Annotated in this window: 26 protein-coding genes; 8 read left to right on the forward strand and 18 right to left on the reverse strand. The window is 74.4% G+C overall.

Going from position 1 to position 24,135, the window contains the following annotated elements:
* Nucleotides 1-11 precede the first annotated feature (11 nt).
* Both KOV94_RS07095 and KOV94_RS07100 read right to left on the reverse strand, forming a co-directional pair.
* A complete protein-coding gene (locus KOV94_RS07095; protein ID WP_124344006.1) occupies nucleotides 12-551 on the reverse strand; it encodes a DinB family protein in 540 nt (179 codons plus the stop codon).
* An 82-nt stretch (nucleotides 552-633) separates the two neighbouring features.
* The gene (locus KOV94_RS07100; protein ID WP_218051611.1) at nucleotides 634-1,194 is read right to left on the reverse strand and encodes a mycothiol transferase; all 561 of its coding nucleotides are present in this window, start codon (nucleotides 1,192-1,194) and stop codon (nucleotides 634-636) included.
* Between the two features lie 53 nt (nucleotides 1,195-1,247).
* Here KOV94_RS07100 and KOV94_RS07105 point away from each other — a divergent pair, with 53 nt between their 5' ends.
* From KOV94_RS07105 to KOV94_RS07120, 4 genes are all read left to right on the forward strand, one after another.
* A complete protein-coding gene (locus KOV94_RS07105; protein WP_218051612.1) occupies nucleotides 1,248-2,195 on the forward strand; it encodes a helix-turn-helix transcriptional regulator in 948 nt (315 codons plus the stop codon).
* A gap of 154 nt (nucleotides 2,196-2,349) precedes the next feature.
* Nucleotides 2,350-3,333, forward strand: a complete 984-nt coding sequence (locus KOV94_RS07110; protein WP_218051613.1) for a hypothetical protein — start codon at nucleotides 2,350-2,352, stop codon at nucleotides 3,331-3,333.
* Nucleotides 3,334-3,412: 79 nt separating this feature from the next.
* Nucleotides 3,413-3,829: a hypothetical protein gene (locus KOV94_RS07115; protein WP_124344431.1), complete on the forward strand. Its 417-nt coding sequence runs from the start codon at nucleotides 3,413-3,415 to the stop codon at nucleotides 3,827-3,829.
* A gap of 126 nt (nucleotides 3,830-3,955) precedes the next feature.
* Complete coding sequence (locus tag KOV94_RS07120) at nucleotides 3,956-4,792, forward strand: TspO-related membrane protein (RefSeq protein ID WP_124344432.1); 837 nt, start codon at nucleotides 3,956-3,958, stop codon at nucleotides 4,790-4,792.
* Between the two features lie 25 nt (nucleotides 4,793-4,817).
* On the opposite strand, the gene KOV94_RS07125 is transcribed toward KOV94_RS07120, so the two are convergent.
* The 3 genes from KOV94_RS07125 to KOV94_RS07135 all read right to left on the reverse strand — a co-directional run bounded on the left by KOV94_RS07125 (nucleotide 4,818) and on the right by KOV94_RS07135 (nucleotide 6,940).
* Nucleotides 4,818-5,393, reverse strand: a complete 576-nt coding sequence (locus KOV94_RS07125) for a type 1 glutamine amidotransferase domain-containing protein (protein WP_124344433.1) — start codon at nucleotides 5,391-5,393, stop codon at nucleotides 4,818-4,820.
* Between the two features lie 74 nt (nucleotides 5,394-5,467).
* Nucleotides 5,468-6,169: a hypothetical protein gene (locus KOV94_RS07130; RefSeq protein ID WP_124344434.1), complete on the reverse strand. Its 702-nt coding sequence runs from the start codon at nucleotides 6,167-6,169 to the stop codon at nucleotides 5,468-5,470.
* A 192-nt stretch (nucleotides 6,170-6,361) separates the two neighbouring features.
* Entirely contained in the window at nucleotides 6,362-6,940 is a 579-nt protein-coding gene (locus KOV94_RS07135) for a dienelactone hydrolase family protein (protein ID WP_218051614.1), read from the reverse strand.
* A 213-nt stretch (nucleotides 6,941-7,153) separates the two neighbouring features.
* On the opposite strand from KOV94_RS07135, the gene KOV94_RS07140 reads away from it, so the two are divergent.
* A complete protein-coding gene (locus KOV94_RS07140) occupies nucleotides 7,154-7,990 on the forward strand; it encodes an aldo/keto reductase (protein ID WP_162353622.1) in 837 nt (278 codons plus the stop codon).
* Nucleotides 7,991-8,082: 92 nt separating this feature from the next.
* Here KOV94_RS07140 and KOV94_RS07145 read toward each other — a convergent pair whose 3' ends face one another.
* Entirely contained in the window at nucleotides 8,083-8,544 is a 462-nt protein-coding gene (locus tag KOV94_RS07145; RefSeq protein ID WP_124341459.1) for a GyrI-like domain-containing protein, read from the reverse strand.
* Between the two features lie 137 nt (nucleotides 8,545-8,681).
* Here KOV94_RS07145 and KOV94_RS07150 point away from each other — a divergent pair, with 137 nt between their 5' ends.
* Nucleotides 8,682-9,035 (forward strand): hypothetical protein, encoded by a 354-nt coding sequence (locus KOV94_RS07150; RefSeq protein WP_124341460.1) that lies wholly within the window; start codon nucleotides 8,682-8,684, stop codon nucleotides 9,033-9,035.
* Nucleotides 9,036-9,044: 9 nt separating this feature from the next.
* Here KOV94_RS07150 and KOV94_RS07155 read toward each other — a convergent pair whose 3' ends face one another.
* Entirely contained in the window at nucleotides 9,045-9,248 is a 204-nt protein-coding gene (locus KOV94_RS07155) for a DUF6326 family protein (protein ID WP_160142806.1), read from the reverse strand.
* A gap of 4 nt (nucleotides 9,249-9,252) precedes the next feature.
* Here KOV94_RS07155 and KOV94_RS07160 point away from each other — a divergent pair, with 4 nt between their 5' ends.
* Nucleotides 9,253-9,621: a TetR/AcrR family transcriptional regulator C-terminal domain-containing protein gene (locus tag KOV94_RS07160; RefSeq protein ID WP_218051615.1), complete on the forward strand. Its 369-nt coding sequence runs from the start codon at nucleotides 9,253-9,255 to the stop codon at nucleotides 9,619-9,621.
* A gap of 27 nt (nucleotides 9,622-9,648) precedes the next feature.
* Here KOV94_RS07160 and KOV94_RS07165 read toward each other — a convergent pair whose 3' ends face one another.
* On the reverse strand, nucleotides 9,649-13,512 hold the full coding sequence (locus KOV94_RS07165) for a tetratricopeptide repeat protein (protein ID WP_218051616.1): 3,864 nt from the start codon (nucleotides 13,510-13,512) through the stop codon (nucleotides 9,649-9,651).
* A 529-nt stretch (nucleotides 13,513-14,041) separates the two neighbouring features.
* Here KOV94_RS07165 and KOV94_RS07170 point away from each other — a divergent pair.
* Nucleotides 14,042-14,497 carry a ScoMcrA-related endonuclease gene (locus KOV94_RS07170; protein WP_124341463.1) on the forward strand — a complete coding sequence of 152 codons (456 nt, stop codon included), beginning with the start codon at nucleotides 14,042-14,044 and terminating at the stop codon, nucleotides 14,495-14,497.
* Between the two features lie 50 nt (nucleotides 14,498-14,547).
* On the opposite strand, the gene KOV94_RS07175 is transcribed toward KOV94_RS07170, so the two are convergent.
* From KOV94_RS07175 to KOV94_RS07220, 10 genes are all read right to left on the reverse strand, one after another.
* On the reverse strand, nucleotides 14,548-15,027 hold the full coding sequence (locus tag KOV94_RS07175) for a nitroreductase/quinone reductase family protein (protein WP_218051617.1): 480 nt from the start codon (nucleotides 15,025-15,027) through the stop codon (nucleotides 14,548-14,550).
* Between the two features lie 168 nt (nucleotides 15,028-15,195).
* The gene (locus tag KOV94_RS07180) at nucleotides 15,196-15,477 is read right to left on the reverse strand and encodes an isoamylase early set domain-containing protein (RefSeq protein ID WP_218051618.1); all 282 of its coding nucleotides are present in this window, start codon (nucleotides 15,475-15,477) and stop codon (nucleotides 15,196-15,198) included.
* A 158-nt stretch (nucleotides 15,478-15,635) separates the two neighbouring features.
* Nucleotides 15,636-17,774: an RNA polymerase recycling motor ATPase HelR gene (gene helR / locus KOV94_RS07185; protein ID WP_124341466.1), complete on the reverse strand. Its 2,139-nt coding sequence runs from the start codon at nucleotides 17,772-17,774 to the stop codon at nucleotides 15,636-15,638.
* A gap of 52 nt (nucleotides 17,775-17,826) precedes the next feature.
* On the reverse strand, nucleotides 17,827-18,627 hold the full coding sequence (locus KOV94_RS07190; protein WP_218051619.1) for a phosphatase PAP2 family protein: 801 nt from the start codon (nucleotides 18,625-18,627) through the stop codon (nucleotides 17,827-17,829).
* Between the two features lie 104 nt (nucleotides 18,628-18,731).
* Nucleotides 18,732-18,983 (reverse strand): type II toxin-antitoxin system antitoxin, encoded by a 252-nt coding sequence (locus tag KOV94_RS07195; protein ID WP_218051620.1) that lies wholly within the window; start codon nucleotides 18,981-18,983, stop codon nucleotides 18,732-18,734.
* Nucleotides 18,984-18,990: 7 nt separating this feature from the next.
* Complete coding sequence (locus tag KOV94_RS07200; RefSeq protein WP_218051621.1) at nucleotides 18,991-19,953, reverse strand: SPFH domain-containing protein; 963 nt, start codon at nucleotides 19,951-19,953, stop codon at nucleotides 18,991-18,993.
* Nucleotides 19,954-20,069: 116 nt separating this feature from the next.
* Nucleotides 20,070-20,381 carry a DUF5808 domain-containing protein gene (locus KOV94_RS07205; protein ID WP_124342541.1) on the reverse strand — a complete coding sequence of 104 codons (312 nt, stop codon included), beginning with the start codon at nucleotides 20,379-20,381 and terminating at the stop codon, nucleotides 20,070-20,072.
* Between the two features lie 46 nt (nucleotides 20,382-20,427).
* Nucleotides 20,428-21,189 (reverse strand): glycoside hydrolase family 16 protein, encoded by a 762-nt coding sequence (locus KOV94_RS07210; protein ID WP_218051622.1) that lies wholly within the window; start codon nucleotides 21,187-21,189, stop codon nucleotides 20,428-20,430.
* 395 nt (nucleotides 21,190-21,584) lie between these two features.
* Nucleotides 21,585-22,523 carry a M15 family metallopeptidase gene (locus tag KOV94_RS07215; RefSeq protein ID WP_200829678.1) on the reverse strand — a complete coding sequence of 313 codons (939 nt, stop codon included), beginning with the start codon at nucleotides 22,521-22,523 and terminating at the stop codon, nucleotides 21,585-21,587.
* Between the two features lie 326 nt (nucleotides 22,524-22,849).
* A partial coding sequence (locus KOV94_RS07220) for a glycoside hydrolase family 10 protein (protein WP_218051623.1) occupies nucleotides 22,850-24,135 on the reverse strand: 1,286 nt, incomplete at its 5' end.

The following is a 24,135-nucleotide window of genomic DNA, read 5'->3' on the forward strand; positions in this document are numbered from 1 at the left end:
CGGGCGGCGCGCTACTCCCCCACGAGCCCGTCGACGGACTGGCGCAGCAGGTCGGCGTGACCGTTGTGCCGCGCGTACTCCTCGATCATGTGGACGAGGATCCAGCGCAGCGACGGCGTGGTGCCGTCGGACGACGGTCGTCGGGCGAGCGTGTCGAGCCCGCCGTCGGCGAGCGCCCGCTCGGTGCGCACGCGCGATCGCTCGACGGCGCCCTCCCAGAGCGCGCGCAGCTCCTGCGGGGAGTCGGCGCCGGCCGACGTCCACTCCCAGTCGCGGTCGGCGTCCCAGTCCGCGACCTCCCACGGCTCGTCGGTGGGCTCGTCGTGCAGGCGCGCGCCGAACCACTCGTCCTCGACCCACGCGACGTGCTTGAGCAGCCCGCCGAGCGTCATGTCGGTCGGGGCGAGCCGCGCGGTCAGGCCGGCGGTGTCGAGGTCGGCGGTCTTCCAGCGCAGCGTCGCGCGGTGGAAGTCGAGGAACCCCAGCAGCGTGGTGACCTCGTCGGCGGCGACCGGCGGCTCCGGGCGGCCCTGCTCGTCGATGACGCTCATGCGCCCATCCTGGCGGACCCCCCGGACGCCGCGGGCGGGCCGACCGCATCGCGGCTGCGGCTGCGACGACGGGCCACGACGGCTACGACGCCTGCGGCGGGTCCTCCCCGACGAGCCCGTCGACGGCCTCGCGGAACAGGTCGGCGTGGCCGGTGTGGCGGCAGTACTCGTCGATCAGGTCGACGAGCACGCGCCGCAGGTTCGGCGACCAGCCGGACTCGGTCGTGAACAGCGACGGCTGGTCGAGCCCGCCGCGCGCCAGGGCCGCGGCCCACCCGGCCCGCGAGCGTGCGACGGCCCGCTGCCAGAGCGCGTAGAGCTCCTCCGGGGTGTCGGACGCGGCGGAGTGCCAGTCCCACTCGGGGTCGGCCTGGAAGTGCTCCTGCCGCCACGGCTCGGTGAGGTGCTCGCCGTCGACGAACTCGGCCATCTTCATCTCCTCGACGAGCGCGAGGTGCTTGACGAGGCCACCGAGGGTCATGGCGGACGGCGGGAAGGGGCGGTGCAGGGCGTCGGCGTCGAGGCCGCCGACCTTCCAGGCGAACTGGGCGCGGGCGCGCTCGAGGGAGAAGAGCAGCATCTCGGTCTCGTCGGCAGTCGCGGAGGGTTCGGTGATCCGGGTGTCGAGCGTGTTCTGGGTCATGGCGGCGACGCTAAGGTCGATACCGGACGTTCCGCTTCCGGTTGGAGAATCCGATGCCTGACGCGAGCCCGACGGCACGCGCGCTGCGCACCCTCGAGCTCATCCAGGGCCGCCCCGGCATCACGGCGGAGGAACTCGCGGGTGAGCTCGGCGTGACCGAGCGTGCCGCCCGCCGGTACGTCGGCGTGCTGCGCGAGGCGGAGATCCCGGTCGAGTCGACGCGCGGCCGGTACGGGGGCTACCGCCTCGGGCGCGGGGTCCGCCTCCCGCCCGTGACGTTCAGCGCGGCGGAGGCCCTCGCACTCGTCATGGCGGCGCTCGACGGCCACCACGAGGCGGGCGACCCGGCGGGCCCCGTCGGCGCGGCGCTCGGCAAGCTCGTGCGCGCGCTGCCGGCGGGCGTCGCCGCGCAGGCGGAGGTCGTGCGCCGGACCACCGCCCCCGCGCCCGACCGGTCCGCCGCGCGCCCCGACCCGACGACGACCGCGGTCCTCGTGCAGGGCTGCGCCGAGCACCGACGGATCCGCCTCACGTACCGGTCGGGCAGCGGCACCGAGTGGGACGCCGACGTCGAGCCGTGGTCCGTCGTCGTGCGGCACAGCCGCTGGTACCTGCTGTGCCGGACGGCCCGCGACGAGGTGCGCGCGTACCGCGTCGACCGTGTGCGCGCCGCGACCGTGCTGGACGAGGTGTTCACGCCGCCCGCGGACCTGGACCCGGTCGCGCTGCTCGAGGAGAACCTCGCGACGGGGTGGGAGTACGCGACGGAGGTCGAGATCGACGCACCGCTCGACGACGTCGCACGCTGGGTGTCCCCCGCGCTCGGGCGGCTCACGGCGGTCGACGAGCGGACGACGCGTCTGGTGGGGAGCACGAGCAACCCCTGGTGGTACGCCGAGCAGCTCGTCCGGACGCCCGCGCCCTATCGCGTGATCGGCTGCCCCGAGCTGCGGGAGACGACGCGCGCGCTGGGGCGACGCCTGCTCGACGCGGCCGGCTGAGCGTCGCCGGTCCGGCGATCTGGCGGCGCGGTGAACTGGACGTACGTCCATGACCAGGGCCCAAGGACTGCCGCATGTCACCCGGATGAGTGACACTAGTCAGACACCCCTTTCTTCCGCGCACATCCGCGCGCCCGAAACCGATGGGACCACCATGAGAGCCCTCACCCGCCGCACCCTGACCACCGGCGCCGTCGTCGCGACCTCCGCGATCCTCGGCGTCCTCGCCCCCGCCGTCGCGTCCGCCGCCGACAGCACCGGCGGTGCACCCACGACCACGACCGGGCAGGCTGACGTCGAGGAGGTGACGTCCGTGTCCGCGATCACCGCGATGTGGCTCTGGGACAACTCCGTCGACCCCGCGCAGGACGGTCGCGGCACCGGCTACGCGTTCGCCACACCCGGCGGCGTCGTCGCGTTCGCGCAGGAGCACGGGCTGGAGACGATCCACGTCTCCGCGCCCTGGGCCTCCGACGAGGGCCCGGTCGCCACCTGGATGACCGACACGCTCGTCGCGCTCGACGCCGCGGGCGTCGACGCGGGCGTGCTCGGCGGCGACGCACCCTGGCTCGACAACCCCGCGCTCGCCGTGCAGTGGATGACCGCCGCGACGCACGACCGCCCGGTCACGCACGTGCAGCTCGACGTCGAGCCGTGGACGCTGCCCGCGTGGCAGGCGGACACGCAGGCCGCGAGCGCGCAGTGGCTGCACATGCTCGACGTCGTCCGCGCCGCGATGCCCGCGGGCGTCGACCTCGCCGTCGACGCACCCTGGTGGCTCACGACGGTCGCGAGCCCCGACGGCACCGGGACGCTCTTCGACGACGTCCTCGAGCGCGTCGACCGCGTCGGCATCGTGACGTTCATCGACCACGCCGAGGGCGACACGGGCATCCTCGCGAAGTCCGCCCCTGCCGTCGCCGCCGCGGAGGCCGCCGCGATCCCGTACACGATCGGCCTCGAGACCGACACCCCCGCCGTCGCCGGCGGCGCCGAGTTCACGTTCTACGACGACGGCGCGCAGGCGCTCGAGCGCGAGGCGCACGAGGTCGCCGTCGCCCTGGCCGGCCAGACCTGGTTCCGCGGGATCGCCGTGCAGCACTACGAGGCCTGGCGGGACCTGATCGACCGCAGCTGACGCGCAGGCGGGTGAACGCTCCGACGGGAGCGTTCACCCGCCCGTCCTTGCTCGCTAGCGTCGCCGTCGAGGAGGACCCGTGGACGAGGCGTCGAAGCCGCTCGCGGCGCACCACTGGGTGCGCACGCCCGCGATCGCCGCGCGCCTGACCGCCGACCGCGAGGAGCACCGGAAGCGTCGCCGGACCGCGTGGCTCGTCACCGTGGCGGTGTGCGGGCACCAGGCACTGCTCGTCGGCGACATGGTCGTGCGGGCCACGAGCGACTCCGAGGAGCTGCGCAAGTCCGCCGCGTTCGTGTTCTTCCTCCTCGGCGTCACGTCGATCCTCTTCGGGCTGCTCGTGTGGTGGGCGTGGCGCCGGGTCGTCGAGGTCCGCCCCGTCGTCCTGCCCCTCGACGCGACCGTGGCCGAGGCCGTCGGGATCCCCGAGCTCGAGTCGACCCCCCGACCCCACCTCAGCCTCACCGGCCAGGTCGAGCTCCCGCGCCGCTGGTAGCGCACGACAGCCCAGGACGTCCCACCGGTCGGTGACCGCCCGCGCAGCGCCGGTCCGGCGCCCTCCGACACCGACCGCGCACCGGCCCGGGATGCCGGACCGGCTGCACGTCGGCAGGGTGGGGGCATGTCGTCCGTCACCGTGCCCCGGTCCGCACCGCTCGCACCCACGTCGTCCGACCGCGTCCGGCAGGTCGTGGTCGTCGTCGGCGCGCTCCTCGCGATGGCCGGCGCGGCCTTCGGGTCGGGCGCGTTCGGCGGGCAGCAGGTCGAGGACGCGGCGGGCGGCGCGCTGTCCGCCGACGCCACGCCGCTCGCACCCGACACGCCGGCGTTCCGGATCTGGTCCGTCATCTACCTCGGGCTGCTCGCCTACGCCGTCTACCAGGCGCTCCCCCGGAACGCCGCGCGGCCGCGTCTCCGGGCGACGGGGTGGTGGGTACTCGCGTCGATGGTCCTCAACGCCGCCTGGATCGGCGTCGTCCAGCAGGGCTGGGTCGTCGGGTCCGTCGTGGTCATCGCGACGCTCCTCGCGGTCCTCGCGGTCCTGCTCGTGCGCCTGGTCCGCACGCCCCCGGACAGCGCGGCGCAGGCGGTCGTCACCGACGGCACGATCGGTCTCTACCTCGGGTGGGTCAGCGTCGCGACGCTCGCGAACATCGCGGCGACGCTCGTCGTGCTCGACGTCGGCGGGCTCGGCCTCGGCGCGACCGCGTGGTCGGTCGTCGTGCTGACCCTCGCCTCCGCGCTCGCGGTCGCGTACGCCGTCTTCGCCCGGACACGGCCCGTGATCGCCGTCGCGATCGGGTTCGCGATGGCCTGGGGGCTGGCGTGGATCGCCGTCGGCCGCACCTCCGGGTCGCCCGAGGACCCGGTCGTGGCCGGGGCGGCGGCCGCTGCGTCCGTCGTCGCGATCGCCGCCCCGGTCGTCACGACGCTGCTCGCGCGCCGGTCCGCGCGCTGACGCCGCGCGCGCGGCGGGACGTGGGTCAGCTGCGCGCGACCTGCGCCGACAGCACCTTGTCGACCGCGGGCAGGAACGCCGGCAGGTCGTCGGGGTTGCGCGACGTCACGAGCGCGAACCCGCCCGCGTCGTCCGTCACGACCTCCTCGTCGCGCCACTCGCCGCCCGCGTTGCGGACGTCGGTGCGCAGTGACGGGTACGAAGTGAGCGTCACGCCGCCGAGCACCCCGGCCTCGACGAGCGCCCACGGTCCGTGGCAGATCGCAGCGATCGGGCGGCCCGACGCGGCGAACGCCCGCACGAGGCCCACGGCCTGCTCGTCGAGCCGCAGGTTGTCCGCGTTGATCGTGCCGCCCGGGACGAGCAGCAGGTCGTAGTCACCCGCGTCGACGTCCGCGAACGTCGTGTCGGGCGTGACGGTGCGGCCCGGGTCCTTGTCGCCGACGAGCGTCTGCACGGGGTCCGACGACTGCGCGGCGACCGTGACGTCGACGCCCTGGTCGCTCAGGTGGTCGACGGGGACGACGAGCTCGTCCTGCTCGACGCCGTAGTTCGTGACGATCGCCAGGACCCGGCGACCGGTGAGGGTGCTCTCGGACACGTCTGCCTCCTCGCGGTGGCGGGAGCGCCGTCGGCTTCAGCGCGCCCCGTCACCGTAGGCGCGGCCCGCGCCGGTCACCACCGCTGGGGCTGCTCCGGGGGCTGCTGCTGCGGCGGCTGCCACGGGTGCGGCTGCTGCGCGGCACCCGGGGGCGGCGGCGTGCCGAACCGTCCGGGGGCCTGCGGCGGCGAGGGCGTGCCGAACCTGCTCGGCGCCTCGGGAGGCGGGGGCGTGCCGAACCGGCTGGGCGCGGCGGGCGGAGCCGTGAACGACGGCTGCGTCGCGTACCCCGGCTGACCGCCGTACACGGAGGTCGGGTCGACCGGCGGCGGCGGCGCGTAGCCGGGCGCCGCACCGTACGCCGGGGCGCCGTACCCGGGAGCCGCGCCCACGGTCACCGGCTGACCACCCCCGAACCCGGTCCCGGACGGCGGCGGCGGGGTGCCGAAGCGGCTCACGCCCGGCGTGCCCGCTCGGCCGGCGGCGGCGGTCGCCTGGGCCATCGCGAGCCGCCCGCGCAGGTCGCGCAGCTCGGCCTCGACGGGCCACTCCTTGAACGCGAACACGAGGATCGCGACGAGGCTGACGAGCGGGAGCACGCCGAGGATGCCGAGCCACGGGCTGTACCCCGCCTTGCGCGCGACCCGTACGGCCACCCACACCGACACGACGGTGACGAGCCCGTAGACGACGAGGTAGGCCGTCGCGTATCCCGCCGCGTAGGCGGGCGACGGCGTGCACGCCCCGTAGGCGGAGCAGTCCACCGCTGCCAGCACGTCGCGCCCCCTCACCCGTGCGGACGGTCGCCGCACCAGGCTCGGACGTCATCGGCACGCGCGCCCGGTGGGATGACCTGCGACGACGACGGTCACCCGCCGCGAGGCCGCACGTCACCCGTCCGGAGCAGCGCGTCGCCCGCCGCCCGCGAGCGGCACTCCGCGGTCGGCCCAGCGGTGCACGCGTCGCGGTCAGCCCACGCGCTCGAGGAACGCCAGCACACGCTCGCGGAGCAGCGCGGCGGCGTCCTCGTCGTAGGCGGGCAGGCTCGCGTCGACGAACAGGTGCTGGTCGCCCGGGTACAGGAACAGCTCGCCGTCGGGGACCGCGTCGACGAGCTCGCGCGCCGCCTCGACGTCGCCCTCGCCCACGAAGACCGGGTCGGCGTCCATGCCGTGCACCTGCACCGCGACGCGGTCCGGCCACGCGGACCCGAGCGCCTCGGGCGGCACGCACGACCCGACGAGCACCGCACCGGCCACCCCCGGGCGGCTCTGCGCGACGGTCTGCGCCGACATGACGCCCAGCGAGATCCCGAGGACGACGAGCCGGTCGGGCAGCCCACGCACCGCTGCGACGCCCCGGTCGACGACCGTCTGGAAGCCCGTCTGCTCGGCGTACCCGATGCCGGACTCCAGGTCGTCGAAGGTCCGCCCGTCGTACAGGTCGGGCACGTGCACCGTGTGCCCGGCCGCGCGCAGCGTCTCCGCGAGCGTCTGCACGCCCGGCGTCAGCCCCTGCGCGTGATGGAACAGCACCACCTCGGCCACGTCGTGCTCCCTCCGTGATCGGCCCGCGGGCCACCGTCGGCCGCGGCACGCGACCGGGCTCGAGCCTGTCAGCACCCTCCGACACCGCGCGCGCCGAGCGCCGTGCGGACCGGGCGCCGCAGGTCGGGCGCGACGGCGCGGCGCCGGGGTGCGCGGCGCGGCCCGACGGGTTGTGATGGACGCAGGCCCCCACCCACGACAGGTGCAGCACCCATGACCGTGCCCACCCTCACGCTGAACAACGGCGTCGAGATCCCGCAGCTCGGCTTCGGCGTCTTCCAGGTCCCGCCGCAGGACACCAAGGGCGTCGTGCTCGAGGCGTTCGAGGTCGGCTACCGGCACATCGACACCGCGCAGATGTACGGCAACGAGGCGGGCGTCGGCGCGGCGCTCGCGGAGTCCGGCCTGTCGCGCGACGACGTGTTCGTCACGACGAAGCTCAACAACGGCTTCCTCGAGCACGACGCCGCGCTCGACGCGGTCAAGCGCTCGCTCGACGCGCTCGGCACCGACCACGTCGACCTGCTCCTCATCCACTGGCCGCTGCCGACGGTCGCGGACTACGTCGCGCGCTGGCGCACGCTCGAGCAGGTCTACGCCGACGGCGGCGCCCGCGCGATCGGGGTGTCGAACTTCCAGCCCGCTCACCTGCACCGGCTGCGCGACGAGACGACGGTGACGCCCGCGGTCAACCAGATCGAGGTCCACCCCTACCTGCGCAACGACGAGGCGCGCGCCGCAGGGCAGGAGCTCGGGATCGTGACCGAGGCGTGGTCGCCGATCGCGCAGGGCAAGGTCCTCGACGACCCGGTGCTGCTGCGGATCGCGGAGTCGGTGGGCCGCACCCCCGCGCAGGTGACGCTGCGGTGGCACGTGCAGCGCGGTGACGTGGTCTTCCCGAAGTCGGTGACGCGCAGCCGCATGGAGGAGAACTTCGCGCTGTTCGACTTCGAGCTGTCGGCGACCGACATGGCCGACATCGACGCGCTCGACCGCCACGAGCGCACCGGTCCGGACCCCGACGTCTTCGACTACGTCCCGGCGACCTGACGGGACGTCCTGACTGGACGACCTGAGCACGACGACGTGACGACGACGGGCGGGGCCGGCCGGGTCCCGCCCGTCGACCGTCGCGCGGTCGGTCAGGCGAGCGGCAGCACCAGGAGCGTCTCGTTGCGCGACGGGTCGCCGCTCGGCGACGGGTCGGTCACGTACTCCTCCCAGAAGTCGCCGCGACCCGGGCGGCCGTGCTCGGCACGCGCCGCCTCGACCTCCGCCCACGCGGCACCGAGGTCGTCGTACGACCCGACGTGCAGCCCGACGAGCGCGGGCCCGCCGGCGAGCTCGACGACCTCGACCCGACCGGCGAGCGGACCGTTCTCGAGCCCCTCGACCGGGAACCCGGCGGCGACGTCGACCGTGTCGGTCGGCATGCCGTGGTACCAGCCGAGCGCCGGCCCGGAGATGCGGGCACCGGCCTCGCCGACCGTGCGCGCGACCTCGCCGTACGCGGTGTCGTAGAACGCGGCGAGCTCGTCCATGCGCACGTGGCGGCGCACGACGGCGACGGTCCGGGTCGGCTGGTGGCGGACGTCGACGTCCATGGGTCCTCCTCGAAGGATCGCGGTCCTGCCCCCAGCATCCCGCACGAACCGGGCACCCGGGCGTCGCGAGCACGGTAGCCTCCGGAGCGCTCGAGGTCCCGCCCGCCCGTCGGGCGTCCGCCGCTGCGAGGAGTCCCATGGCCGAGCCCGTCGTCGTCGCCCCGCCGAGCGCCGCCTACCCGTGGGCGCGCGTCCTCGGCTGGACCGCGCTGCTGCTCGCGGCCGTCGCCGCGGTCGGCGTGGTCGGGGCGGTCGCGTACCTCGTGGACGGGTGGCTGCACCCGACGTCGTGGGGGGACCTGGCGGGCGCGATCCTGCTGACCTGGTCGTGCGTCCCCGCGCTCGTGGCGCTGCCCGTGGGCCTGCTGCAGGCGCACCGCGGGGTGGGTCCCCGCTGGCGGTCCGTCGCGACCGTGGCGATGGCGGCACCGGCGCCGGCCCTCGCGGTGACGATCCTGCTGGCCCGCACGGTGGCCGACGTCCTGGCCTGAGGCCCCTCGTCAGTCGTCCGTGCGCCAGCGGGCTGCGGCGTACCAGCCGAGCACCACCGTCGTCGTGATCTCGATCGCGGAGAAGTAGGCGTAGTGCAGCGCGGTCTCGCCGACGAACAGCGAGCCCACCTGCACGACCGTCATGACGGACGCCGCGACGACGGTCCCCCAGCGCGCGACGCGGTGGGGGGCGACGCGCGAGACGAGCACCATCCCGATGGGGATCGTCGCGGCGCAGACGACGTCACCGCCGTCCGTGTGGCCCGTCTACGAGCAGCTCGTCGGGACGCTCGCCGAGGCCGGCTTCGACGACGACCTCGCGCACCGCGCCATCCACGCGCTCGGGAGCATGCTGCTCGGCTTCTCCCGCGAGCTGTTCGAGCCCGACGGCGACACCCTCGCACCGGACCCCGGCGAGACCCCGGTCGGCGAGGACCTGCCGCACCTCGCGCGCATGGCCGCCTCCGTCGTGCACGAGACCGACGGCGCCCTGTCGGTGTGCGACACCCGCGCCGAGTTCGAGTTCACGCTCGACCTCGTCCTCGCCGGGCTCGACCGGCACCGCCTGGCCCGCAGCGGCGCCTGAGCCGGGTGACCGAGCACGGCGACCGGGTCAGCCGGTCTGGCGGCGCGGGATCCGCCGCACCGCGCGCTTGCGGCCCGGCATCCACACCCCGACCGGCCTGCCGGACTCGACGGCCTGCGCGTCCTCGACGCGACCCGCCTCCCGGTACGCCTCCGCCAGGGCCGCGCGGCTCGCGATCGTCTGCGCGTCGTCGGGGCCGAGGATCCGCTCGTCGTCGACGCACGCGCGCTCGAGCAGCTCGACGATGTCGTCGAGGCGGTCCTCCTCGCGGTACACCTCGATGAGCAGCAACCGGCTCGCGGCGGTGTCGACGTGGTCCGGGCCGAGCATGCGCTGCCGGTCCCGGAACGTCTTCTCCAGGAGGGGGACGGCCTCCTCGGCGCGGCCGGCCTCGCGGTAGGCGACGGCGAGGTTGTTGCGGCTGGTGAGCGTCGCGGGGTGCAACGGGCCGAGGACGCGCGCGCGGTCGGCGAGCGTCGCCTCGAGCAGCGAGAGCGCGTGGTCAGTGCGTCCCGCGTCGTGGTGCACGAGCGCCAGGTCGCCGCGCGTCGCGAGCGTCTCCGGGTGCTCGGCGCCGAGCACGCGCTGCCGGTCCGCCATGACGCGTTCGAGCACGCGCACCGCGTCACGCAGCCGGCCCGCGTCCCGGTAGGCGAGGCCCAGGTTGTTCGCGCTCGTCAGCGCCTCGGGGTGGTCCGGGCCCAGGACGCGCTCACGGTCCGCGAGCGTGCTCTCCAGCAGCGGGATCGCCCGGTCCAGCCGGCCGGCGTCGTGGTACGCCAGCGCGAGGACGCTGCGGCTCGTGAGGGTGTCGGCGTGCTGGTAGCCGTGCGTGCGCTCGGCGTCGGCGAGCATGCGCTCGAGCAGCGGCAGCGCGAGGTCGGGACGTCGGGCGTCGCGGTACGCGAGCGCGAGGTTGCCGCGGCTGGTCAGCGTCACGGGGTGGTCCGGGCCGAGCGCGCGCTCGGCGTCCCGCAGCGTCGCCTCCAGCAGAGGGAGGGTCCGGTCCAGGCGGCGCGCGTCGCGGTGGAACGGCGCCATGTCGTTGCGGCTCGTCAGCGTGTCCGGGTGGTCGCGGCCGAGCAGGCGCTGGCGGTCCGCGAGCACCCGCTCCAGCAGCGGGTACGCCCGGTCGGAGCGGTGCGCGAGCCGGTGCGTGAGGCCCAGGTCGCGGCGCGCGGCGATCGTGTCGGGGTGGTCGGGGCCCAGGATCCGCTCGGCGTCCTCGAGCCCGCGGGCCAGCAGCGGGAGCGCCTCGTCGAGCAGGCCCGCGTCGCGGTACGCGAGCGCGAGGTTGGTGCGGCTCGCGAGCGTGTCCGGGTGCTCGCCGCCGAGCGCGCGGCGCGACGCCGACAGGTTGCGCTGCAGCATCTCGAGCGCACGCTCGGTCATGCCCGCGTCGCGGTACGCCATCGCGAGGTTGTTGCGGCTCGTGAGCGTCGCGCGGTGCACAGGCCCCAGGACGCGCTCGGCGTCCTCGAGCGTCGCGACGAGCAGCGGGATGGTCCGGTCGAGCCGGCCGACCTCGCGGTGCGCGAGCGCCAGGTTGTTCCGCGCGGTGAGCACGTCGACGTGGTCCTCGGGCAGCAGACGCGCCGCGGTGTCGACCAGCCGTTCCCAGTACGCGACGGCCTCGTGCGCCAGGCCCGCGCGCGTCAGGCTCGTGCCGGCCTCCCACAGCACCGGGTGCCCGTCGGGCTCCCACAGGACGCCACGGACGTCGAGCCCGGCGACCGTCGCGGCGCACCGGCGGAACACGTGCGCGGTCAGCGCGGCATGACCGAGACCGTCGTCCGCGGGCCACGCCTCGAGCAGCGCGTCGGCCACCGCCCGCAGCACGGTGTCGACCGTGCCCTCGTCGAGGTGGTCGCGCGCGACCTGCTGGACGAGCGGGTGCACGTGCGCGAGCGTCGCGTCCTCGGGCGACCCGTCGACGAGCGACGCGAGCCCGACCGCGCACAGGTTCAGCAGGCCCTGGTGCAGCTCCTCGGGGGTCACGGCCGCGGCCGACGACGTCCACCGCCGCCGCCAGGTGCGCGGGCGGACCAGGTCGTCGATACCCGCGACCGCCGACGACGTCGCGAGCAGCTCGACGGGGAAGGTCGGGCCGAGGACGCTCACGAGCACGAGGACGAGCTGCGCGACGCCGAACGGCTCGAGCGCGTCGGCGTCGTCGACCGCGAGCGTGCCCGTGGCGAGCACGGACGCGGGGACGTCGGCGCCGCCGTCGTCGGGGAGCTGGAGCGCGCGGCGGCGCTCGGCGAGACGCTCGACGTAGTCCTCGACCGTGCCGCCCGCGACGCGCAGGTCGCCGACGGCGTGCGTGAGTGCGAGCGGCACGCGGCCCAGGTCGTCGACGAGGCGCTCGACGTGCTCCGCGGCCGCGTCGGGCGCGACCGTCGCGACGAGTGCGCCCGCCTCGTCGCTCGACAGCCGGTCGACCGCCACGGCCCGTCCCCCCGACCGCGGCAGCACGTTGTTGCTCTCGCTCGTCAGGACGACCTGACCGGTCGTGCCGCGCGGCCACAGGTCGGTCAGCAGGCTCGGGTCGGGGACGCCGTCGAGCACCACGAGCCACCGCCGCCGCGTCGACACCAGCCACGCCAGGAACGCCGCGGCCGCGGACTCGTCGGCACCGCTCGACGTCGTCGGGTGCACGACGCGGTCCGCCGCGGCGAACGTCGTGAGGATCCCGTCGCGCGTCGACCCGGGGACCCAGACCAGCAGGTCGACCGCACCCGCGTCCCACATGGCGTGCGCGTGCGCACCCGCGGCGGCCGTCGCGCCGTACCCGGGCGGGCCGGCGAGCAGGGTCGTCGTGCCGACGGCGAGCCCGCCGTCCTCGTCGGTGAGCGCCGCCAGGAGCTCGGTGCGCGCGGGGTGGTCCGGCGCGTGCGCCGGCGGGTGCCCGACGCAGACGGGCCAGCTGACGTCGGCGCGCGCGTCCTGCTCACGGCGGCGGCGCAGCTGTCCGGGTGTCGCGGTCGACTGCGTCCAGCGGCCCGGACCGGCGTCGGCGGTGACCCAGCCGGCGATGTCGGCGTGGTCGGCGAACTTGCGGGCCGGGACGACCTGGAGCGCGGGCGCGTTGGGCTGGTCGGGCCGTGGGTCGCTCAGCAGGACCCCGACCAGGAGGTCCTCGGCCACGAGCGCGCCGCCCGCGTGCCCCGCCCAGGAGCCTCCCGGCGGGCCTCCGGGGGGTGCGGTCGCGAGCTCGACCGACCAGCCGCGCGCACGGGCGCGAGCCCCGGGCCGCACGACGATGCCGAGCTCGCTCGCGAGCGAGCCGCCGTCGGCGGTGCCGGTGCCGTCGGTGCCGTCGGCGTCCGGCCGGGCAGGTGCAGCCGGAGCAGCAGGAGCAGCAGGAGCAGCAGGTATGGCAGGTGCCACCGCGCGGCCTGCGGCGAAGCCGACCACGAGGCACTCGGTCGCCTCGTCGGGCTCCGACCACGCGGTCGTGAACCCGTCCGACGACGGCACGAGCGGCTCGTCGTCGGTGCACAGCAGCAGCGCGATCTCGGCCTGCGGGTGCGTCCAGATCAGCGCCGCCGAGCGCAGCCGCGTGCCGCCCGCGTCGCCGAGCGCGCGGACGCGCAGCCGGACCGGCAGGTTCTGCTTGCTCAGCCACTCGGGTGTCACGCCGCCCGACGGCGGGCGCAGGCGCGCGACGGGCAGGTTCCGGCCCAGCACGCGGCGCGCGGTGAGCACGAGGCGTGGCGAGATGAGGTAGCCCGCGGCGACCGCGTTGCCGTCGTCGGACTCGATCCGCACGACGCGTGCGAGGGGGACGTGCGGGGCGTCCGGCGCGTCGGTGGCGACCTGGTCGAGGGCAGGCTCGGCCGACGGCGTGACCGGCTCGTCACGCTGTGCGGCGACCTCGACGTCGACCATCCCCGGACTCCTTCGCGCCACCCGTGGCAGGCGGCAACGTGCGCGTGTCACGGCGGTCGGGGTGGTGGTGCGGCCATCGCCCCGTCGCCGCGTCGGCCGAGTGTGCCACGCCACAGCCGCGCGACGGTTGCCCAGGGCGCGCGCTTCTGGACGGGCGCCCGACACGTCGTGCCGGAGACGGCCGTGGCGCGCGTCGTCGCTGGTCACAGCGTTGCGCACGCGTGTCACGCCCCGGTGTGCGGGTGGGCGGCGCGCTGCCGCGAGGACATCGCCGCAGGTGCGGACCCCGGCCGTCGACGCGGTCCCGCCGACCGCACTCCGCCATGTCGGCCCCACGTCCGTCAAGCCCCCGGAGGACGACTCCGACAGGACGGGACATCCGGACCGCGGGCACCCGACGTCCCGACGCGCACGGAGCGGCGCGTCGGGACCGGTCCGTCCCGGATCGTCCGCCCGTGATTTCACCCGCGCCCCGGCCGGGACGGCTACGGCGATCGGGGGACCCCGCCGGGCGACGTAGGCTCGGACCGTGGCCACGTTCTCCGCCGTGACGCGTCAGCACATCCTCCAGGCGATCGGGGAGCACGACTCCCGCGGTCGCGACGACTTCCTCGGCGTCTACGGGTTCGCGCCCGACGACGGCTACGCGCTGCTGCACGAGGGGCGCGTCTACGAGCCGCGCGCGATCGTCGGCGTCGCCCACCGGTACGCGACGGGCCGCCTCGGGATCGCCGACGAGGTCGCCGTCGACGCCGCGACCGCCGTCCTGCGCAAGCGCGGGTTCGACGTCACCGAGCCCGCCGTCGCGACCCGTACCCCCGTCGCCGCCGCCCGGCCGGCGCGCGCGCCCCGGTCCACGACGCGCACGTCGACGCCCCGCACGACGACGCGGGCCAGCAGCGCGGCACCCGAGCGGGTCGCGCCGATCTGCCCGACGTGCTCGATGACCCTCCCGGCCACAGGCGTCTGCGACTACTGCGGCTGACGGCCGCGACGGCCTGCGCGCACCGACCGACGGCGCCGACGCCGGGATGCTCAGCCGCGCGGCTCCAGCACCACCACCGCGGTCTCGGTCGGGCGGCGCGTCGCGAAGCCGTCGAGGTCCTTGCCGAGCTTGCGGTACTCCGACCACAGCCGCTCGCGCTCGGCACCCGCGGCCGCCCGCGCCCGCACCGCCCGCGACCCGTCCTTCAGGACGACCGTCGCCTCGGGGTGCGCCTGCAGGTTGAGCCACCACGCCGGCTCCGGCGCGGCCCAGCCGTTCATCGCGAGCGTGACCAGGTTCGGCCCGTCCTCCATGTACGCGACGATGGCCTCGCGCTCCTGCCCCGTCCGCCGGCCTGTCGTGCGCAGCACGAGCGTCCCCCACCGGTCGGGACGCGGACGCCAGAGCCCGCGCCGACCGCCGGTAACCCTGTACATCGCGCGGTGCACGACCCAGGCGGTGCGGACGAACCACCGCGGCGGCAGCCGGGGGCTGCGCGCCTCGTCGACCTGACCTGCCGTCTCGTCCATGGCCGCTCCCCGGTCCGGGCGTCCGCGGTCCGGCGCCGGCCCGCAGGTCGCACGCTACCGACGCGGCCGGGTGCCCGGGAACACCCGTTGCGTCCGGATCGGTAGCGCGGTCCCGCACCAGGCGGACGCGCGCGCGTGGGCAGGCAGGCGGCTCGGCCGCCCGGGCGGTCAGGTGAGGACGACGCCGCCATCGGAGGTGACCTGGTCGACGTCCGCGTCGTCGAACCACCGACCGTGCTCGCCGAGGTACCGGAACGTCACCGTCGAGCCGACCGGCACCTTGACGGACGCGCTCGACGTGCCGTTCGACCGCTTCTTCAGCGGGTGCAGCCCCGGTGTCCAGCCGTTGAACGAGCCGACGACGCTGACCGGGCCGTCGAGCGCCGCCGTCGGCAGCGAGAACGTGAGCGTGCAGGTGGCGGACGCGGCGGAACGGGACTTCTTGAGCACGGGCGGACCACTCTTTCCCTCGGACGGGCGACCCTGACGCGCGCATCGTGGCGCACGCATGTTTCGTGCGGTGACACCGTCCGGTGAGCGTGAGGTGACGGCCGGGTGTCATCGGGCGCGCCACGCCCGCGACCGGCCGACAGCGGCCCGTCCGGCGGTCAGCCGGCGAGGACGACGAGGCGCTGGGTGGCGCGGGTCATCGCGACGTAGCGGTCGACCGCGCCCTCGATCCCGTCGCCGAACGACTCGGGCTCGACGAGGACGACGAGGTCGAACTCGAGGCCCTTCGTGAGGACGGGTGCGAGCGACCGCACCCGGTCGCCCTCGGGGAAGGTCGGGTCGCCGACGACGCACGCGACGCCGCCGTGCGACGCGAGCCACTCCTCGATGACGCTCGCGAGGTCGGCCCGACGGCCGTGCTGCACGGGCACGCCGGTCCGGCGCACGGACGTCGGCACGTTGGCGTCGGGCAGCGCGGCACGGATCACGGGCTCGGCCTCGACCATGACCTCCTCGGGCGTGCGGTAGTTGAGCGTGAGCGACGCCGTCTCGACGCTGGCCAGGCCGACGCGGGCCAGCCGCTCGTGCCACGACTCCGCGAAGCCGTGGCGGGCCTGCGCGCGGTCGCCGACGACGGTGAGGCTGCGCGACGGGCAGCGCGCGAGCAGCATCTGCCACTGCGCGTCGGTGAGCTCCTGCGCCTCGTCGACGACGACGTGCGCGAACGGCCCGGCGAGCGGGTCGGACGGCTCGTCGTCGCCGGCGGGGTCGACGAGCGCGTCGCGCAGGTCCTGACCCTTGAGCATCGACATGAGCAGCAGCTCGCTGTCGTCCGCGGCGATCAGCTCGTCGACGACGCGCTGCCGCTGCTGCTGCTCGACAGCCCGCTCGGCCTCCCGGCGGCGTCGCCGCGCGGGCGCGTCGGGGTCGCCGAGCCGCGCGCGGGCGGCGTCGAGCAGCGGCAGGTCGGACGTCGTCCACGCGCGCGGGTCGTCACGCTGGAGCAGCCGCACCTCGTCGGGCGTGAGCCAGGGTGCGCACAGCCGCAGGTAGGCGGGCACGGACCACAGGTCGGCGACGAGGTCGGGCGCGTCGAGCAGCGGCCACGCGCGGTTGACGGCGCGCGCCAGGTCGCGGTCGCGCAGCAGCGCGCGGCGCAGCTGGTCGGTGGGCACGTCGTCGTCGTGCTTGTCGACGAGGATCTCGAGCAGCGCGTCCCACACCTGCGCGCGCGCCTCGTTGTGCGGGGTGCCGGGCTCGGGGGCGTCGAACGCCTCGGCCCAGTCGGTCGCGCTGAGCCGGACGTCGGCCCACGGCGTCTCGACGGTCATGGGCGCGGTCGGCGGCCGCTCGGAGAACCGGACGGCCGGCTCGATCGCTCGCACCATCGCGGCCGACGCCTTGAGCCGTGCGACCTCCGGGTCGCCCTCGTCGACAGCCGTCGCCCCCTCGGGCACCAGGTCCGCCAGCGTGCACGTCCGCACGCCCTCCTCGCCCAGGCTCGGCAGCACGTCGGACACGTAGTCCAGGTACGGCTGGTGCGGCCCGACGAACAGCACGCCGCCGCGCCGGTGCCCGAGCCGCGGGTCGTGGTAGAGCAGGTACGCGGTGCGGTGCAGCGCGACGACGGTCTTGCCCGTCCCCGGTCCGCCGTCGACGACGAGCGTCCCCTGCGAGCCCGCGCGCACGATCGCGTCCTGATCCGCCGCGATCGTGCCGAGCACGTCCCGCATGCGCGCCGACCGGTCCGCGCCGAGGCTCGCGACGAACGCCGACTGGTCGTCGAGCGCCGCGTTCGCCGAGAGCCCGTCGGCCGTGAACACCTCGTCCCAGAAGTCCGTGACGCGCCCGGCCGTCCACCGGTACCGCCGCCGGCTGACGACACCCATCGGGTTGCCGTGCGTCGCCCCGAAGAAGGGCTCCGCGACGGGCGACCGCCAGTCGACCAGCAGCCGGCGGCCCTCGACGTCGGTCACGCCGAGCCTCCCGACGTAGACCGGCTCGCCGCCGTCGGCCGGGACGACGCGGCCCAGGCACAGGTCGAGGCCGAACCGCTGGAGCACGCGCAGCCGCCCCGACAGGCGGTGGATCTCCTGGTCACGCTCGAGAGCCGCCGTCCCGTGCCCGCCGGGTGCGCGGCGAGCCTCGTCCAGGCGGGCTGCCACGTCGGCGCGCTGGTGGTCCAGGGTGGCCGCGAGCGCGGCGAAGAACTGCTCGTCGGCGGCGACGAGGACCGGGTCGGCCTTCGCCGCGAGGGAGTCGGGGAGGTGGAACGCGCTGGTCGTCTGGGAGGTCACGGTCGGCGATTCTTCGCCGCGAGGGGGGTCTTGCCGCAAGACCCCCGGTGCTCTATACGTTGAGAGTGGCGGGGATGTCCCCGCCGTCGTCGTGTCCGGGGGCGTCCACGCGCTCGCGCGGGCGCGGGCGCCGCTCGACTGCTCGCCCCCAGAGCGTCGCGGCGCCGATCGACGCGGCGAGCAGCACCGCGGTCCCGACGACGTCGAGCACGTAGTGGTTGCCCGTCGTCAGCACGACCCCCGTCATCGCCAGCGGGAACAGCCACGCCGCCCACGCGACGCGCGGGTGCGAGGTCCGCAGCGCGAGCCACACCGCGTACGCGCACCACGCCGAGAACCCGACGTGCATGCTCGGCATCGCCGTGTGCGAGGAGCCAGGCGTCGGTGCGCTGCGGTCCCCGAGCGGGTCGTGCCGCCGCACGACGTCGACGACTCCCGCGAGCGCGAACCGCGGCGGCGACATCGGGACCGCCCAGTACACGGGCAGCACCAGCAGCATCATCGCCAGCAGGGTCCGCCGCGCCTGCAGGTACACCTCGGGGTGGCGCACGAACACCCACACCAGGACGCCGAGCAGCACGAGGTAGTACGACCGGTAGACGTCGACGGCGGCGACCTCGACCCACGTCGGCTGCGCGACCAGCCACCGGTTCGTCGCGAGCGCGACGTCGATCCCCAGCGTCCGCTCGACGTCCTGCAGGGCGAGCGCGTGCGCCGTGGCGGCGGCGACGTCCCGCGCGACGTGCGCGTGCACCCACGTGAACACCGTGAACGCACCGAGCACGACGACGAGCTCGACGAGCGCGCGGGGGCGTCGCGTCGAGGGTCCTGGCCGCTCCGTCGCGCCGGGCACGCGCCGATCCTGCCAGCACGCGCGGCCACCGCGACAGCGTCCGGTCGGAAGTCCGCCCGGGTCCCACGGCCGCGTGCCGCGGGGGCGCGACGGTCGGGCGACGTCTACGCCGGGTCGTCGCGGGCGGGGCGGCCGGGGCGGCGGACCGCTGTCGCGTCGCGCGGCAGGCGGCCCGCGTCGGCGAGCGCGCGGCGCAGGATCAGGTCGACCTGGGCGTTGAGGCTGCGCAGGTCGTCCGCGGCCCACCGGGCGAGCGCGTCGTGCGTCGCCGGGTCCAGGCGGAGCAGCACCTGCCGGCGCTCACGCCGCGGGGGCGTGGCGCCGGCAGGCTCGGTGCTGCTCTCGCCGGGGGTCACCGAGGGCTCACGAGTAGAGCGAGCCCGCGTTGACGACGGGCGTCGCGCGGCTCTCGCCGCACAGGACGACGAGCAGGTTCGACACCATGGCGGCGCGGCGCTCGTCGTCGAGCGACACGATCCCGTCGCGCTCGAGGCGACCGAGCGCGTCCTCGACCATGGACACCGCGCCCTCGACGATGCGCTCGCGGGCGGCGATGATCGCGCCGGCCTGCTGACGCTGGAGCATCGCCTGGGCGATCTCCGGCGCGTACGCGAGGTTGGAGATGCGCGCCTCGATGACCTCGACACCGGCGATGACGACGCGCGCCGCGACCTCGGAGGCGATCTCACCCGACACGAGGTCGGTCGCGCCGCGCAGCGACCGCTCGCCCGCGTCGGCGTCGTCGTAGGGGTGCGACATCGCGACGTGGCGCAGCGCCGACTCCGACTGGACCTTGACGAAGCCCTCGTAGTCCTCGACCGCGAACGTCGCGCGCGCGGTGTCGGTGACCTGCCAGACGACGATGCACGCGATGTTGACGGGGTTGCCGTCGGCGTCGTTGACCTTGAGCTCGCTCGTCTCGAAGTTGCGGACCCGGACGGAGACCTTCTTCTTGGTGGTCAGCGGCACGGTCGCGACGAGGCCCGTGCGGCGGATGGTGCCGAGGTAGCGGCCGAAGAGCTGGACGACCTTGGTCTGCCCGGGGCTGATGACGGTGACGCCCGACGGGACGAACAGCGACACGACCAGCAGCAGGACGCCGAGGGCGCCCAGGCCGGGGGCGTCGTCGGCGTCGGCGAGCGCGATCAGGACGATGCCGAGCGCGATGAGCCCGAAGAACAGGAGCAGGACCAGCAGCGCGACGGCCGTGCCGCCGGACGGTGCGGGGCGTTCCACCACCTCGACACGCGCCCCGGCGTGGCCGACGGGACGGCCGCTGGGGTCGCCGCCGACGGAGTCCTGCGGGGGCGTGGTCGGGTCGGGCATGGTGCTCAGCTCCTCGGGTCCGGCGCGCCGTCGGCGCGCGACTCCTAATGTGATATCACATTAGGTGGAGCGAGGAACAGGTGTGTGACGAGGCAGGCCGGACGACGCGCACCGCGTCAGTCGTCGGACCCGAGTCTGCCCCTCACCAGCGCGAACGCGCGTCCCATGTTGAGCGTCCACCCCACGCCGAACACCTTCGGACCGATCAGGTGCTCCGCGTCCGGGTCCCAGACGCGCTCCTTGAACCGCTCGACCGTCGGCATGCGGAACTCGTACGGCACGAACCCGACGACCTTGCCGTTCCACTCGCGCTCGTCGGCCGGGGTGCGGAGCTCCTTGACGACCGCCGTGACCGCGAGGGCCAACGAGATCAGCCGGAGGATGCCTTGCAGGTCGGGCCGCCGCCGGGCGGCTTCGTCGTGGGACACGCTGCGCCTCCTGAGTCGTGGTGAGCCCATGATCCACCCGCCGTCGTCAGCGGTGAAGGGTCACCTCGGCGCCGCCCGACGCGAGGTCGAGCACGCGGACGTGGTCCACGAGCATCGTCGCGGGCAGGGGCACACCCGAGGCGTCGTTGCCCGGCCACCGGCCACCGACGGCCAGGTTGAGCAGCAGGTGGAACCCGTGCCGGAACGGCCACGGCCCTGGCACGTCGTCGGGCGTCACGCGGTGGTACTCCGTGCCGTCGAGGTCCCAGACGACCGCGTCGTCGGTCCACGTCACCGCGTAGACGTGGAAGCCGTCGGCCAGCGGCGCGGACGCCTCGTGCGACCCGCCCACTCCCCCGCCGATGCCCGCATAGCCGGGGCCGTGGACCGTCCCGTGCACCGTGCGCGGCTCGGCACCGACATGCTCCATGACGTCGATCTCGCCGCACGCCGGCCACCCGACGTCCTCGAGGTCGTCGCCGAGCATCCAGAACGCCGACCACGTGCCCGCGCCCCAGGGCTGCCGGATCCGCGCCTCGACGCGACCCCGCCGCACGGTCAACCGCCCCAGCGTCGTGAGGCGGGCCGACGTGACGTCACCGTCCGCCTCGCGCCGTGCGGTGATCGCGAGCCTGCCGTCCCCGGTCAGGTGCGCGTTCCGCGTCGACGCCGTGTACCGCTGCAGCTGCTCGTCCCCCCACCCGCCCGCACCCGTCTCGTGCCGCCACACCCGCACGTCGGGCGGCGACCACGCCAGCCCGCGGAAATCGTCTGCCCACACGACCTGGCGGTCCTCGTCGCGCGCCATCCCGCCTCCGTGGTCCAGGGCGCCACCGCGCGATTGCCTGCGTCATGTCGGCCGCCAGAGCCGCGCGGTGGCGCATTCACTCATCTGGGCGGCCACCGCGGTTTGCTCCCGTGTCGGGCGACGGGCAGAGTCGGTCGCATCCCTGAGCAGACCGTGGCGCAGCGTCGACGGTGCTCCGCGTCGGCCTCACCTGCCTGCAGCCATCCACCGCCTCGATCGCGCCATGCGTGGCCGTAGGGCTTCTCGACGTCCGCACGGCTAGGTTGCCGCACCGCTCGAGCGCGGGGTCAAGGGGCACGCATCGGAAGCAGGGCATGCTTCCGGCCGCGCAATCTGTCTGCGAAGCGGGCGGACCAGCGGCCCGCCAAGCCGACGGAGAGGCGCCCGGACGACGGCTAGCTCATGAACCGATCGAAGTCCGCGACGTCGACGTTGATCTGGGGGCAGCCGGAGTCGGCGAACTGGTTGACTGCGGCCTGGCTCCCGAGCCCAACTCCCCGACCACCCGACCAGACGCCATATCCGCGAGTGCTGTTGTAGATGATGAACGTGTTGTTCGACGCACGAAGCATGCGCATGAAGTCTCCATTGCTCACCGTGACGCGCTTCACGCCAGCGCCGCTCCATGCGTCGACGGTCGACTGGTCGCCGATCAGAGCCAGGTGTCCTCCGTCGAGCAGCCCGAAGCCGTACGTTCCGTTCCAGATCAGCGTTGCCATGTCATCCTCCGGTACTACATCAGGGAGAGCGGGGTCGGGGTCGGGGTCGGGTGCTGGACTGATGCCACCGCCGTCGCCGATATATTCGAAGTGCCACGGCTCCTGCTGGCCGTTGTTCGGATTGCCGTCATGGGCCCACGTCGGATGCGTCCAGCCGTACTGATCACAGTTCGCTCTCAGCCACAGGTGCTTTTCGCTGGTGAAGCTGTTGATCGTGTCGCCCAGGTCAACGGCTTTTCCCCACCCGTGATTCGATGTCCCTGGGGTAGCAGCGAACTTGCCCTTCCGGGCTTTCACGCTGACCTGCGCCGCGTAGTCGCGGTACGCGTCTGTAACGGCGATGTTCCGGCCGAATCGCGCCTTATAGGAGGCGTTGAGCCGTTCAAAGTCGGCCGCAGCGCCCGGGTGCAGATACTGCGAGCTCGCCCATGACAGCGCACGGAGAGCACCAAGGGGAATCTTGCCGTTCGAGTAACCCCCCCACGCCATGCCCGAGCCGGCCAACGCGGGAGCCGCACCCAAGGCGACGATGCTGGCTGCCGCCGCTCCACCGACGAGGACGGTGCGTCTAGACAGAGCGTTCAGGTCCGTTCGGGCGCGTCGTTGGTGCGCCATCTCCACCCCCTGTGGTTGCCACGTCGCGTAGCAGGAACGTACTGGATCGACCGGAGCGCTCGACCCCGAATGCCACACCGGTTTCCGAGAGTGGCGCCGGACAGTCCTCGTCTCCCGTACGGTCGGGCTCGCAGGAGGTGGTCCACGAGAGCTCGGCCTCAGTGCGCGGTAGAGCGATCATGGTCGGCCGAGTCGGGGGCGTCACCGACCACCCTCGGTGACTGCCCGATTCCGTCTGGCGCCGACGGCGCGCGGTCCGGTACGACGACGGACGGGCGCGACACCTCGCGGTGCCGCGCCCGTCGCGGGGGGAAGACCTCAGAGGGTCAGGACGCCGAGCAGGTGATGCTCGGCCACGTCCAGTTGCCACCGTGCTGGACGGTGAAGCCGAACGAGGTCGTCTGGCCGGCCGACAGCGCACCGCTGCCGCTCGGACGCATCGTCATGACGTTGCCGGACGAGTCCCACGTCGGGGAGCCGTTCCAGGTCGCGATGATCTTCTGCGGCGAGCGGACGGTCACGGTCGACTGCCAGCTGCTGATGTTGGTGTTCGCGCGGATGGTCACCGTGCCGTTGAAGCGGTCGTTCCACTTCTGGCCCTCGGAGTACGTCGCCGTGCAGCTCGGGGTGCTGCCGCCCGGGTTCGTGGGCGTCGGCGTCGGGTTCGGGTCGGTCGGCGTGGGCGTCGTCGGGTTGGGGTTGGGGTTGGTCGTCCCGCCCGCGTTCAGCTGGTTGAGGACGCTGGTGTACGCGGCCTTCTTGTTGCCGGACCCGTCGAAGAGCAGCGGTGTGCCGGAGGCGCGCCACGAGTCGGAGTCGCGCACGCCCCAGACGGTGATGCCCGTGCAGCGCGCGACGGAGAGGCAGGCCTGCACGACGCCCTGGTACTGCTGCGCCTGCGAGGAGCCGGAACCCTCGATGTCGAGCTCGGTGATCTGCACGTCGACGCCGAGGGCGGCGAAGTTGCGCAGGGTCACGTCGTAGTTCGACGGCACCGGGTTGCCCGAGTTGAAGTGCGCCTGGAAGCCGACGCAGTCGATCGGCACACCGCGGGACTTGAAGTCGCGGACCATGTTGTAGACGCCCTGCGTCTTGGCGTGCGACCAGTTGTCGGTGTTGTAGTCGTTGTAGCAGAGCTTGGCGCCGGGGTCGGCGGCGCGGGCGGCACGGAACGCGGCCTCGATCCAGTCGTTGCCGGTGCGCTGCAGGTTCGAGTCGCGGCGACCACCGGACGACCCGTCGGCGTAGGCCTCGTTGACGACGTCCCAGGCGTAGATCTTGCCCTTGTAGTAGGACGCGACCTGGGTGACGTGGTTGAGCATCGCGTTGCGCAGGTCGGTGCCGGACAGGTTCTGCATCCAGCCGGGCTGCTGCGAGTGCCAGGCGAGCGCGTGACCGCGGACCTGCTTGCCGTTCTGGCGGGCCCAGTTCACGATCCGGTCGCCGTTGGAGTAGCTGAACTGGCCACGGTTGGGCTCCGTGGCGTCCATCTTCATCTCGTTCTCGGCCGTGATCATGTTGAACTCGCGGTTCGCGATGTTCGTGTACGTGCCGTCGCTCAGCTTGTTCGCGGCGATGGCGGTGCCGAAGTACCGATTGGTCTCGCCGGCGG

Origin of the sequence: Cellulomonas algicola, from assembly GCF_019024305.1 — a bacterium.
Taxonomy (GTDB): domain Bacteria; phylum Actinomycetota; class Actinomycetes; order Actinomycetales; family Cellulomonadaceae; genus Cellulomonas; species Cellulomonas algicola.